This window comes from Streptomyces sp. AgN23 (genome assembly GCF_001598115.1).
Taxonomy (GTDB): Bacteria; Actinomycetota; Actinomycetes; order Streptomycetales; family Streptomycetaceae; genus Streptomyces; species Streptomyces antimycoticus.
Genome location: NZ_CP007153.1, coordinates 7,219,447 through 7,232,545, shown reverse-complemented (window position 1 = coordinate 7,232,545; position 13,099 = coordinate 7,219,447). Strand labels below are relative to the sequence as shown.

The 13,099-nt window shown below is 71.6% G+C and carries 9 protein-coding genes; 1 reads left to right on the top strand and 8 read right to left on the bottom strand.

The window, feature by feature from the left end; translation table 11 throughout:
- Nucleotides 1-185: 185 nt before the first annotated feature.
- Nucleotides 186-419 carry a hypothetical protein gene (locus AS97_RS31540; protein WP_059144131.1) on the bottom strand — a complete coding sequence of 78 codons (234 nt, stop codon included), beginning with the start codon at nt 417-419 and terminating at the stop codon, nt 186-188.
- 156 nt (nt 420-575) lie between these two features.
- On the bottom strand, nt 576-2,840 hold the full coding sequence (locus AS97_RS31535) for an MMPL family transporter (protein WP_125760028.1): 2,265 nt from the start codon (nt 2,838-2,840) through the stop codon (nt 576-578).
- Between the two features lie 128 nt (nt 2,841-2,968).
- Between AS97_RS31535 and AS97_RS31530 the strand changes: the two genes are divergently transcribed.
- Nucleotides 2,969-4,459, top strand: coding sequence for a M81 family metallopeptidase (locus AS97_RS31530; protein WP_086706907.1), 1,491 nt, complete (start codon nt 2,969-2,971; stop codon nt 4,457-4,459).
- A gap of 174 nt (nt 4,460-4,633) precedes the next feature.
- Here the strand turns inward: AS97_RS31530 and gatB are convergent, their stop codons facing one another.
- The 6 genes from gatB to ligA all read right to left on the bottom strand — a co-directional run bounded on the left by gatB (nt 4,634) and on the right by ligA (nt 13,094).
- Nucleotides 4,634-6,139 carry an Asp-tRNA(Asn)/Glu-tRNA(Gln) amidotransferase subunit GatB gene (gatB, locus tag AS97_RS31525; protein ID WP_210566080.1) on the bottom strand — a complete coding sequence of 502 codons (1,506 nt, stop codon included), beginning with the start codon at nt 6,137-6,139 and terminating at the stop codon, nt 4,634-4,636.
- A 15-nt stretch (nt 6,140-6,154) separates the two neighbouring features.
- Nucleotides 6,155-6,394 (bottom strand): hypothetical protein, encoded by a 240-nt coding sequence (locus AS97_RS31520; RefSeq protein WP_014055101.1) that lies wholly within the window; start codon nt 6,392-6,394, stop codon nt 6,155-6,157.
- An 88-nt stretch (nt 6,395-6,482) separates the two neighbouring features.
- Nucleotides 6,483-7,976 (bottom strand): Asp-tRNA(Asn)/Glu-tRNA(Gln) amidotransferase subunit GatA, encoded by a 1,494-nt coding sequence (gene gatA / locus AS97_RS31515; protein ID WP_059144233.1) that lies wholly within the window; start codon nt 7,974-7,976, stop codon nt 6,483-6,485.
- Between the two features lie 5 nt (nt 7,977-7,981).
- Complete coding sequence (gene gatC / locus AS97_RS31510; RefSeq protein WP_014055099.1) at nt 7,982-8,278, bottom strand: Asp-tRNA(Asn)/Glu-tRNA(Gln) amidotransferase subunit GatC; 297 nt, start codon at nt 8,276-8,278, stop codon at nt 7,982-7,984.
- A gap of 217 nt (nt 8,279-8,495) precedes the next feature.
- On the bottom strand, nt 8,496-10,604 hold the full coding sequence (locus AS97_RS31505; protein ID WP_125760030.1) for a bifunctional diguanylate cyclase/phosphodiesterase: 2,109 nt from the start codon (nt 10,602-10,604) through the stop codon (nt 8,496-8,498).
- Between the two features lie 291 nt (nt 10,605-10,895).
- A complete protein-coding gene (gene ligA, locus AS97_RS31500; RefSeq protein ID WP_059144126.1) occupies nt 10,896-13,094 on the bottom strand; it encodes an NAD-dependent DNA ligase LigA in 2,199 nt (732 codons plus the stop codon).
- Nucleotides 13,095-13,099 lie beyond the last annotated feature (5 nt).

The following is a 13,099-nucleotide window of genomic DNA, read 5'->3' as shown; positions in this document are numbered from 1 at the left end:
CACAGGGCCCTGACACCGCGGCACCGGCTTTTCCGGCCCCCGCGGCACCGGCTCCCGCTCCCTCAGCCCCGGCACCCGCTGCCTCAGCCCCCGCCCCGGCACCCGCTGCCTCAGCCCCCGCCCCGGCACCTGCCGCCTCGGCCCCCGCCCCGGCGCCCATGACGAGCCGCACGGCCCGGCCTCCCTCAGGCCGCCGTGCGGTACGACCGTGGTGAGCGTTGGCCGCGCCACCGCCGGACCGGCCTCACCCGCCCTCCGGGCTCACGCTCAGCCGACCGGCCGCCGGACTCCTCCACCGCGTCGCGGACCAACCGGTGAGCGGCGGCCTCCCGCAGCAGCTCGGCCTCGCGGATCCGGTGCAATTCGTGGTGCAGCATGGTGTTCTCCCTGGTGACGAGGGTTTCGCGGAATGCGTCCACTCTCGTCGTCCAGGAGGGCCCGGCACATCGGGAGGCTGCCCGATCTTCGCTCCGCCCAGGGCCTTAGGCACCCTGCCCGCACGGCTGAGGAAGCCTGCGGAAGGTCCTTAGGGCGGAAGAGGGTCCTTAGGGGGCAGAGGAGGGCACAGGGAGCCCTCAGGGAACCGGCGACCGTTCCGTACCGGCACGCGCCGCCCCGCTCCCCGACTGCCCCGGCAGCGGCAGGGGCACCGGCACCGGTCCCGAGGCCCGTCCCTCCCCGTCGCCCTCCGCCTCGATGCTGATCTTCGGCAGCAGCCGCTCCAGCCAGCCCGGCAGCCACCAGTTGGCGCCCCCGAGCAGATGCATCAGCGCGGGCACCAGGAGCGTACGGAGGACGAAGGCGTCCAGGGCGACCGCGGCCGCCAGCCCGATGCCGAACATGGCGATGATCCGGTCACCGCTGAGCACGAACGCCGAGAAGACCGCGATCATGATGACGGCCGCGGAGTTGATGACCCGGCTGGTCTCGGCGAGCCCCACCCGGACCGCGGTGCGGTTGTCGCGGGTGCGCCGCCACTCCTCGTACATCCGGCTGACCAGGAAGACCTGGTAGTCCATGGAGAGCCCGAAGAGCACCGACACCATGATCACGGGCAGGAAGGGCTCGATCGGGCCCGCCCTGCCCAGCCCCAGCAGTTCGCTCCCCCAGCCCCATTGGAAGATCGCGACCACCACGCCGAAGGACGACGCGACGGCGGCCACATTCATGACCGCCGCCTTGATCGGGATGCCGATGCTGCGGAACGCGAGCAGCAACAGCGCACTTCCCAGGGCCACCACCACCCCCACGAACAGCGGCAGCTTGCTGACGATCACCGCGGCGAAGTCGTCGTAGCCCGCGGTCAGCCCGCCGACGTACACCCGCAGCGAGCTGCCCTCCTCAGCCCGGGGCAGCACCTCGGCGCGCAGCCGTCCGACGAGGTCGGAGGTGGCCCGCGACTGCGGGGCCGTCTTGGGAACGACCGTGATGACGCCGGTATCGCCGCCCCCGCCCAGGTCGGCGGCGCTCACCGAGGCGACTCCGTCGATGGTGCGCAGGACCTCGGGCAGTTGGGTGAAGGCCATACGGTCGTCGGCCCCGTCGATGCTGCCCATCAGCGTCAACGGCCCGTTGAAACCTGGCCCGAACCCGTCGGCCAGCAGGTCGTACGCCCGTCGCGTGGTCGAGGCCGAGGGTCCGTTGCCCTGATCCGAGGTGCCCAGGTGGAGCGAGAAGGTGGGGAGGGCGAGCAGCGCGATGAGGGCGGCCGCGGCCGCGCCCAGCAGCTTGGGGTGGCGTTCGACGCAGATCGCCCAGCGGGCACACAGGCCCTTGGTCGCCGTGGATTCCGGCCCCCGCTCGGCCAGCCGTCTGCGCTCCCGCCGGCTCAGGGCCCGCATGCCGATCAGGCCGAGGAGCGCGGGCAGCAGGGTGAGCGAGGCGGCCACCGTAAGGGCGACGGTGAGCGCCGCCGCGACCGCCACCCCGTTGAGGAAGGACAGCCGCAGGACCAGCATGCCGAGGAGCGCGAGACAGACGGTCGCCCCCGCGAAGACCACCGCGCGCCCCGAGGTGACCACGGCGCGCTGTGCGGCCTGTTCGACCGACAGCCCGCGCCGCAGCCCCCTGCGGTGCCGCGTGACGATGAACAGCGCGTAGTCGATCCCCACGCCGAGGCCGATCAGCATGCCGAGCATGGGCGCGAAGTCGGCGATGGTCATGGCGTGGCCGAGCAGCCCGATGGCCGCGTACGCGGTGCCGACGCCGATGAGCGCGGTGGCGATCGGCAGCAGCGTCGCCGCGAGCGAGCCGAAGGCGAGGAAGAGGACCACGGCGGCCACGCCGACCCCGATGGCCTCGCTCAGATGGGCGGATCCGGTCCGCTCGGTGAGCCCGGCGCCCACACCGCCCATCTCGACCTCCAGGCCCCGGGCGCCGGAGGCGGCGGAGCGCGCCGTGTCCAGCACCCGGCGCACCTCCGCCTCGCCCAGGTCGGCGGCGGGTTCGCGGAAGACCACGGTGGCGTAGGCGGTGTGCTGGTCGGCGCTGATCCGGCTGGTGTCCCCGGAGCCGTAGGGGCCGGTCACCGAGGCGACGCCGGGCAGGTCCGCGACCTGCCGCAGCGCCGCCGTCATCCGCCGCTCGACCCCCGGCGCGCGTACGGTGCCCGCGCCGTCCTCGGTGTGCCAGACGATGGTGTCGCTGTCCCCCGCCCGGTCGGGCAGGCTCCGTTCCAGCAGGGCGTAGGCCTTGGAGGAGTCGGTGCCGGGGATGTCGTAGTCGTTCGAGTACGCGGACCCGGTCACGGCCGCCGCCGCGGCGACCCCCGCGAAGGCGGCCAGCCACAGCGCGATGACGATGGCGCGCCGCCTGAGACACCAGCGGGCGAGTGCGGCCATGGCTGCCTTCCGGTTCGGGCGCCAGGGGCGGCGTGATGGGGTTGTGACCTGAGCACTCTGCCAGGACGATAAGATCCTTTGTCCCCTTTGTGGGCTTCACCACATGAATGAGCGGGAAGTCGGAGAGTATGACTCCTGCCGCGTCCCGAGGCCGCCGCCCGCGTATCGGCATCGGCGGTATGCACATCGAGTCCAGCACCTTCAGCCCGCACCGCGCCGGCTACGACGACTTCCGTGTCACCCGCGACGCGGAGTTGCTGGACCGCTACGCCTGGACCCGGTCGGACGCCGATCTGGCCGGGCGCGCCGAGTGGGTGCCCCTCCTCCACGCCGTCGCGCTCCCCGGCGGCCCGGTCGAGCGCGAGACCTACGACCGGATCAAGGGCGAGCTGATCGAGCGGCTGCGCCGGGCCGGTCCGCTCGACGGGCTGGTGTACGACATCCACGGCGCGATGAGCGTGGTGGGCCTGGAGGACGCCGAGGGCGATCTCACCGAGGCCGTACGGGAAGCGATCGGGCCCGACGCGCTGATCTCCGCCGCCATGGACCCGCACGGCAATGTCTCCCGCCGCTTCGCCGGCCGGCTGGATCTGCTCACCGCCCACCGTCTCGCCCCGCACGAGGACGCCTGGGAGACCCGCGAGCGCGCCGCCCGCAAGCTGGTGGAGCGCCTCGGCTCCGGCCGGGGCCGCCCGCATCTCGCCTGGGTGCAGATCCCGGTGCTGCTGCCCGGTGAGCGCACCAGCACCCGTCTGGAGCCCGCCAAGTCGCTGTACGAGCGGCTGGCCGCCGTGGAGGCGATGGACGGCGTCGTGGACGCGGCGATCTGGGTGGGCTACGCCTGGGCGGACGAGCCGCGCTGCCGGGCGGCCGTGGTGGTGACCGGCGACGACCCCGTGCTCGCGGTCGAGCAGACCCGCTCGCTGGCCCGCGAGTACTGGGATGTACGCCGCGACTTCGCCTTCGTCGGCCCCACCGGCGGCGCCGACGCGTGCATCGCCGAGGCCGTCGCCTCCTCCGCCCGCCCCTTCCTGATCAGCGACTCCGGCGACAATCCCACGGCCGGAGGCGCCGGGGACCTCGCCTATATGCTCGGCCGGCTGCTGGCCAACGAGGATCTGGCCGCCGGCCGCGCCACCGCCCTGCACCCCGGGATCACCGATCCGGCGGCGGTCGCGGAGTGCTTCGCCGCCGGGCCGGGCGCGACGGTCCGGCTCCGCGTCGGCGGCGGGATCAGCCGGGGGACGGCGGACCACGCCGAGCCCTGCGAGCTGACCGGCGAGGTGGTCGCCCTGCGCCGGGACGACCCGGTCGGCGGGGATCTCGCGGCGGTGCGGCACGGGGGCGTCACGGTGGTCCTGGTCAGCCGCCGCAAACCGTTCCACACCCTGGCCGACTTCGGCGAGCTGGATCCGCGCGACCATGACCTCGTCGTCGTCAAGATCGGCTATCTGGAGCCCGAGCTGTACGACCTGGCGGCCGACTGGCGGCTCGCGCTCACCCCCGGCGGCGTCGACCAGGATCTGGCCCGCCTGGGCCACCGGCGCCTCGCGCGGCCGCTGTACCCGTTCGACGACGAGGGGTTCGAGGTGCCGCATCTGGAGCCGCTGCTGCTCTAGGGGGGTCCGGTGGATCGTGGCGCCTGCGGCGGGCCACGCGGCGGAGCCTCGGATCGATATGCGGCTCCGCCGCATGGTCCGCCGGACACCCCGTAGGAGTGCGGAACGCGCATACGACGGCGGCGGGGTGCGTCCTCACGCACCCCGCCGCCGTCACGGACCGAGAGAGGAACGTCAGCCCTCGACGCCCAGCTTCTCCAGGATCAGCTCACGCACCCGCGCCGCGTCCGCCTGGCCGCGCGTGGCCTTCATGACCGCGCCGACCAGCGCACCCGCCGCCGCGACCTTGCCGCCGCGGATCTTGTCGGCGATGGCCGCGTTGGCCGCGATCGCCTCGTCCACGGCGGTGCCGAGCGCGCCCTCGTCCGAGACGACCTTCAGCCCGCGGTTGGTGACGACCTCGTCCGGGCCGCCCTCGCCCGCGAGGACGCCCTCGATCGTCTGGCGGGCCAGCTTGTCGTTGAGCGAACCCTCCTTGACCAGCGCGCACACCCGGGCGACCTGCGCCGGAGTGATCGGCAGCGCCGCGAGCTCCACACCGTCCTCGTTGGCGCGGCGGGCCAGCTCGCCCATCCACCACTTACGGGCCTGGTCGGCCGGGGCGCCCTCGTCGATGGTGGCGGTGATCAGGTCGATCGCACCCGCGTTGAGCACCGACTGCATCTCGTGCCGGGACAGGCCCCACTCCTCCCGCAGCCGGTTGCGGTACACCCGCGGCAGCTCGGGAAGCCCGCCGCGCAGCTCCTCCACCCAGGCACGGGTGGGGGCGACCGGCACCAGGTCGGGCTCGGGGAAGTAGCGGTAGTCCTCCGCCTCCTCCTTGACCCGGCCGGAGGTCGTGGAGCCGTCCTCCTCGTGGAAGTGACGGGTCTCCTGGATGATCGTGCCACCGTCGCCCAGCACCGCGGCATGGCGCTGGACCTCGAAGCGCACCGCCCGCTCGACCGACCGCAGCGAGTTGACGTTCTTGGTCTCGGAGCGGGTGCCGAACTTCTCGACGCCGTGCGGGCGCAGCGACAGGTTCACATCGCAGCGCATCTGGCCCATTTCCATCCGCGCCTCGGAGACCCCGAGCGACTTGATGAGCTCGCGCAGCTCGGTCACGTACGCCTTGGCGACCTCCGGGGCCTTCTCCCCGGCGCCGACGATCGGCTTGGTGACGATCTCGATCAGCGGGATACCGGCCCGGTTGTAGTCGAGCAGGGAGTGCTGGGCGCCGTGGATACGGCCGGTCGCGCCACCCACATGGGTGGACTTGCCGGTGTCCTCCTCCATATGGGCGCGCTCGATCTCGACGCGGAAGACCTCCCCGTCGACGTCGACGTCCAGATAGCCGTTGTAGGCGATCGGCTCGTCGTACTGCGACGTCTGGAAGTTCTTCGGCATGTCCGGATAGAAGTAGTTCTTCCGGGCGAAGCGGCACCATTCGGCGATCTCGCAGTTGAGCGCGAGCCCGATCTTGATGGCGGACTCGACGCCGGTCGCGTTGACCACCGGAAGCGAGCCGGGCAGGCCGAGGCAGGTGGGGCAGGTCTGCGTGTTGGGCTCGGCGCCCAGCGCCGTGGAGCACCCGCAGAACATCTTGGTCTTGGTGCCGAGCTCGACATGCACCTCGAGCCCCATCACGGGGTCGTAGGCGGCCAGGGCGTCCTCGTACGACACCAGTTCAGTGACGGTCACGGAAAAACTAACCTCTCAGTCCGCGAGGACGTCGTCGTCGCCCATGCGCTTGAGCTCGCGGACGAGCAGGGCGACGCCGGTGACGATGGCGGCGGCCGAGACCACCGCGTCGGCCAGCTGCAGCTTGTCGTTCTCGAAGCGGGCCTTCTTGACCTGCTTCGCCACGCTGACCGCGCCGAACAGCGAGCCCGCGATGGACAGGTAGGTGCCGGGCCGGGACTTCTTGAAGCCCTTGGCTTTCTTGATCGCACTCATAGCGTCTCTCCGTTCGCTTCTCCGCCCACGCGGCGCAGAGGTGCGGCTTTCAACGTCATCCGCGGCCGGGCGGCCGCGCGTGCGTCGCTCACAGTGACGGCGCCTCCTCGATCAGCGGGTGGCCCCACTTGTCGGCGAGCGCGGCCTCGACCGCGGCGCCGACCTTGTAGAGCCGGTCATCAGCCATGGCGGGGGCGATGATCTGCAGTCCGACCGGCAGACCGTCCTCCGGCGCCAGACCGCAGGGCAGTGACATGGCCGCGTTCCCCGCGAGGTTCGTGGGAATCGTGCAGAGGTCGGCCAGATACATCGCCATCGGGTCGTCGGCGCGCTCGCCGATCGGGAAGGCGGTGGTCGGGGTGGTCGGCGAGATCAGCACGTCGACCCGCTCGAACGCCTTCTCGAAGTCACGCTTGATCAGCGTACGGACCTTCTGCGCGGAGCCGTAGTACGCGTCGTAGTAGCCGGAGCTGAGCGCATAGGTGCCGAGCATGATCCGGCGCTTGACCTCCGCGCCGAAGCCCTCCGCGCGGGTGAGCGCTGTGACCTCCTCCGCGGACTTGGTGCCGTCGTCGCCCACCCGCAGGCCGTAGCGCATGGCGTCGAAGCGGGCCAGGTTGGACGAGCACTCGGACGGCGCGATCAGGTAGTACGCGGCCAGCGCCTTGTCGAAGGACGGGCAGGAGATCTCCTCGACCTCGGCGCCCAGCTCCCGTAGCAGCTCCACCGACTCGTTGAAGCGCTGCATGACGCCGGCCTGGTAGCCCTCGCCCGCGAACTCCTTGACGACACCGATGCGCATGCCGCGCACGCTTCCGTTGCGCGCGGCCTCGACGACGGCCGGGACCGGCTCGTCGATGGAGGTCGAGTCCATCGGGTCGTGCCCGGCGATGACCTCGTGCAGCAGCGCCGCGTCCAGCACGGTGCGGGCGCAGGGGCCGCCCTGGTCGAGCGAGGACGAGAAGGCCACCATGCCGTAGCGGGAGACCCCGCCGTACGTCGGCTTGACCCCGACGGTGCCGGTGACGGCGGCCGGCTGGCGGATCGAGCCGCCGGTGTCGGTGCCGATGGCGAGCGGGGCCTGGAAGGAGGCCAGCGAGGCGGAGGAGCCGCCGCCGGAGCCGCCGGGGATACGGGTGAGGTCCCAGGGGTTGCCGGTGGGGCCGAACGCGCTGTTCTCGGTCGAGGACCCCATGGCGAACTCGTCCATGTTGGTCTTGCCGAGGATGATCACGTCCGCGTCGCGCAGCCGCTGGGTGACCGTCGCGTCGTACGGCGGGATCCACCCTTCGAGGATCTTGGAACCGACCGTGGTCGGGATCCCCTTGGTGGTGAAGATGTCCTTGAGCGCGAGCGGAACACCGGCCAGCGGGCCCAGCTCCTCGCCGCGCTCCCGCTTCGCGTCGACGGCGCGCGCCTGGGCGAGCGCCCCCTCACGGTCCACGTGCAGGAAGGCGTGCACCTTCTCGTCGACGGCCTCGATACGGGCGAGATGCGCCTCGGTCACCTCGACGGCGGTGACCTCTCCGGAGGCGATCTGGGCGGCGATCTCGGCCGCGGTGAGCCTGGTCAGGTCGGTCACGGTGGTCACTCCTCCCCCAGGATCTGCGGCACCTTGAAACGCTGCTGCTCCTGGGCCGGGGCGCAGGCCAGGGCCTGCTGCGGGGTCAGGGACGGACGGACCTCGTCCGCGCGCATGACGTTGGTCAGCGGCAGCGGGTGGGAGGTCGGCGGTACGTCTTGGTCGGCGACCTCGGAGACGCGGGCGACCGCGCCGATGATGTCGTCCAGCTGTCCGGCGAAGTGGTCCAGCTCTTCGGCCTTCAGCTCCAGACGCGCCAGCCGGGCGAGGTGGGCGACCTCCTCGCGCGTGATGCCAGGCATGCAGCGATCCTCAAAGTGAGTGTGGAGTGTTTCGGCCCCAATCCTATGGCTCTCCACACACGGCGCGCGAAAGGCTTTGGCGCACCCGCGTCATGGCTCCCTCCGCGAGGGGGCACCTCCCAGCGGTAGCTGGGCGAGGAAAGGAGGGGCACAACGCACCCACCGGCCCGCGGCCGACGACGAAACGCCCAGGGGCGCAGGGGGCGGCGCAGCGCCCTCATGTCACGGGCTGATCCGCGTCTTCCTCCGCGGGAGCCTGCGCCTGGTCCGACGGCTCCGCCGGCTCGCGGTGCCAGCCGCCCTCGCCCCGCGCCCGCAGCCACGCCGTCGTCTCATCGGGCGGCATCGCGGCGGCCACCAGCCAGCCCTGCACCGCGTCGCAGCCCAGATCCCGCAGCCGCTCCCAGGTCTCGTCGTCCTCGACGCCCTCGGCCACCACGAGCAGGCCCAGCGAGTGGGCGAGGTCGACCGTACAGCGGACGATCTCGGCGTCCTCGTTGTCCACGGCCAGCCGGGCCACGAAGGAACGGTCGATCTTGAGCTCGCTCACCGGCAGCCGCCGCAGATGGACCAGCGAGGAATAACCCGTCCCGAAGTCGTCGAGCGACATCTTCACGCCGTGGCCGGTGAGCCCGGCCAGTGTGTCGGCGGCCCGCTGCGGGTCCTCCAGCAGGACGTGCTCGGTTATCTCCAGCTGCAGGGCGCCCGCCGGGACGCCGTGTCGGGCCAGCCGCCCGGCGACCGCGCCCGCGAAGCCGGGGGTGTGGACGTCGCGCGGCGAGACATTGACCGCGACCGGCACCTCGAGGCCGTCGGCGCGCCAGCGCGCGACCTGGCCCAGCGCCGTCTCCAGGACGTACTCGGTCAGCCGGGGCATCAGCCCGGAGCTCTCGGCCATGGAGATGAACTCGTCCGGCGGCACCCTGCCCCGGTCCGGGTGGACCCAGCGCACCAGCGCCTCCAGGCCCGCCACATGACCGTCGAAGCCGACCTTGGGCTGGTAGTGCAGCTCGACGTCGCCCGCGTCCAGGGCGCGCCGCAGATCGCCGAGCAGACCGAGCCGGTCCGGGGTGTTGCCGTCCCGCCGGGCCTCGTACAACTCGACTCCGCTGCGGTCCCGCTTGGCCTGGTACATCGCGACGTCGGCGCGGCGCAGCAGCCCCTCGGCGTCCAGTGCGTGGTCGGGGTAGACGGCGACCCCGGCGCTGGCCTCCAGCACCAGGGTCAGTCCGTCCAGATCGAGGGGGGAGCCGAGGTCGCCGACGAGGACGCGGGCGCTGCGCTGGGCGCTGGTGAGCGAGTCGGTGGTGGGCAGCAGCACCGCGAACTCGTCGCCGCCGAGCCGGGCCACCTCCGCCCCGCGGGGCAGGGCGAGCCGCAGCCGCTCGGCGATCTGCAGCAGCAGCCGGTCACCGGCCAGATGGCCCAGGGTGTCGTTGACCGAACGGAAGCGGTCGAGGTCCAGCAGGACCAGCGCGGTGCGGGTGCCGGCCCGCTCGGACTCGTCCAGCGCGGTCCAGGTGCGCTCCAGCAGCCACTGGCGGTTGGGCAGCCCGGTGAGCGGGTCGCGCAGCTGCTCCTCGGCGCGGACCCGGGCGATCCACAGCGTGGAGTCCAGGGCGACCAGCGGCACCGCGAACAGCGGGAGCAGCAGCGGGGTGTCCCCGGCGACGACCACGATGAGGGGGGCGATGCCGAGCAGTGCGATGCCGACGAGGCCCTGCCGGAAGAGGGCGGTGCGGGCGACGGTGGGCAGTCCGGCGCCGGGCGGGGCGAGGGAGCACCACAGTAGGGCGCGGGTCACCGCGAGATAGACGAAGGCGGCCAGGGCCGTCTGGGGGATGGCGGAGACGTCCCAGGTGTCGGTGCGCCAGGGCTGTTCGACCGAGGGAGTGGTGCCGAAGGCGGCGAGGGTGAGGGCGGCCGCGCCGACCCCGAGAATGTCGACCGCGCCGTGCAGGGCGGCCTGCCGCCACCGGTGCCGGCGGGCGGCGCCGACCAGGACGACCACGGCGAGGCTGACCAGCACGGCCGGAACCCAGCCGTAGAGCAGCAGCGCGGCCAGGGTTAACGCGGCCCCGGAACCGGTGCCGCCCCACCAGCGGTCGCGCCCGAGGGCGACCAGATGGCCGACGATGATTCCGGTGAGCACGGCGAGCGACCAGCCCACGGTGCCGTCGGGAAAGAGCGCATTGCCCGCGTCGAGCACTCGGAATACCCCGATGCCGAGTGCGAAAGCCGCCATGGCGACCGCCGCGGCCGGCAACGCGGGCAGCACGGCCCGGCGCAGCCGCGACGCCGGGGCGGCGCTTTCGGTCGGTTTCATACCCGTCCCTCTCACAGCCGGCGGTGCCAGCGCCACGGCGGGCGCACACCTCAACAGTAGGCGGCAGAAGGGGAAGACGGGCGGCGATCGGCGACGGTTCCCCGAATGCCGCTCGACGATCCATGACCTTCTGCTATGCGCTGTAAGGGTGATGCCCGCCGGCTGTACCCGGGAAGTGCTCCCAGTCGTAATCCGGCCAGCTTTGCACCCACCGGGCGGACAAGATGGCCGGACCACTGCGCCGGATGGGTGGAGCGGCTACTCCAACCGCCGCTCCACGAACCATCGGTGCTACTCCGCGGACTCTTCCGGAGGCGTCATCGCGACCTCTCTCGCCGCGTCCGGCCCCTGTTCGAGGAGGACGCCAAATCCGTCCTCATCGAGCACGGGAACCTTCACCTGCATGGCTTTGTCGTACTTGGAGCCCGGATTGTCGCCGACTACCACGAAATCGGTCTTTTTCGAAACCGATCCGGTGACTTTGGCACCACGGCTCTGCAGCGCCTCTTTGGCCCCATCTCGGGTGTACGACTGGAGCGTTCCGGTGACGACGACGGTGAGACTCTCCAGCGGACGAGGGCCTTCGTCCTCGCCGCCCTCTTCCTCCAGCCGGACCCCGGCCCGCCGCCATTTCTCGAGGATCTCGCGGTGCCAGTCGACCGCGAACCACTCCTTGACCGAGGCGGCGATGGTCGGTCCCACCCCCTCCACGGCCGCCAGCTCCTCCTCGCCCGCCTCGGCGATCCGGTCCAGCGAGCGGAATTCACGGGCCAGTGCGGTGGCGGCGACGGGGCCGACATGACGGATCGAAAGGCCGGTGATGATCCGGGCCAGCGGGCGCTCCTTGGCCGCCTCGATATTGGCCAGCATCGCCAGGGCGTTCTTCTTCGCCTCGCCCTTCTGGGTGGCGAAGAAGGTGACGACCTTCTCCTCGCCGGTCTCCGGATCGCGCTTGGGCAGTCCACTGTCCGGGTCCAGTACATACGACCGAATGGGCAGCAATTGTTCGATCTTCAGGTCGAACAGATCACCCTCGTCCTTCACCGGCGGATCGGTCGGTTCCAGCGGCTGAGTGAGGGCGGCCGCGGCGACATAGCCGAGGTTTTCGATGTCCAGGGATTTCCGCCCGGCGAGATAGAAAATCCGCTCGCGCAGCTGCGCCGGGCAGGACCGGCTGTTGGGGCACCGCAGATCGACATCGCCCTCCTTGGCGGGCTGCAGCGGCGTATCGCACTCGGGGCAGGCGGCCGGCATCACGAATTCCCGCTCGCTGCCGTCCCTGAGATCGACGACCGGGCCCAGGATTTCCGGAATGACGTCGCCCGCTTTGCGCAGCACCACGGTGTCACCGATCAGCACACCTTTGGCCTTGACGACATCCTGATTGTGCAGCGTCGCGAATTCGACCTCCGAGCCCGCGACCGTGATCGGCTCGACCACCGCATAAGGCGTCACCCGCCCCGTGCGCCCCACGCCCACCCGGATGTCGACCAGCTTGGTGTTGACCTCCTCGGGCGGGAACTTCCAGGCGATCGCCCAGCGCGGCGCCCTCGAGGTGGAGCCGAGCCGACCCTGCAGCGGGATCTCGTCCAGCTTGACGACCGCGCCGTCGATCTCGTGCTCCACCGAGTGCCGGTGCTCGCTGTCCCCGTAGTACGCGATGTACTCGCGCACGGCCTCGATCGTGTCCACCACTGTGAAGTGGGCGGCGGTGGGCAGCCCCCACTCGTGCAGCAGCTCGTACGCCTGCGACAGCCGATCGATGTCGAAGCCCTCGCGCGCGCCGATGCCGTGCACCACCATGTCCAGCGGCCGGGACGCGGTGACCTTCGGGTCCTTCTGGCGCAGCGAACCCGCCGCCGCGTTCCGGGGGTTGGCGAACGGCGGCTTGCCCGCCTCGACCAGCCCGGCGTTCAGCTCCTCGAACCGCTCGCGGGCCAGGAAGACCTCGCCGCGCACCTCCACCAGCGCCGGGATCCGGTCGCCCGTCAGCCGGTTGGGGATCTTGGCGATCGTGCGCACATTGGGGGTGATGTCCTCGCCGGTGCGGCCGTCGCCGCGGGTCGCGGCACGGGTCAGCCGCCCGTGCTCATAGGTGAGGTTGACCGCGAGGCCGTCCACCTTCAGCTCGCACAGGAAGTGGTACGCGCCGCTGCCCAGCTCCTTGGCGATGCGGTCCGCCCAGGTGGCCAGCTCGTCGTCGTCGAACGCGTTGTCCAGGCTGAGCATCCGCTCGCGGTGCTCGACCTCGGAGAACGCCGTTTCGTACGCCCCCGCGACCTTCTGGGTCGGCGAGTCGGGCGTACGGAGCGCGGGGGTCTCCTCCTCCAGCGCCTCCAGCTCGCGCATGAGCTTGTCGAACTCCGCGTCGCTGACGACGGGCGCGTCCTTCACGTAGTACCGGAAGCGGTGCTCCTCGATCTGCTCAGCGAGCCTGGCGTGCCTCTCCCGCACCTCGGCGGGGACCTTCGACTGCTGTTCGCCGGCCACCGTGT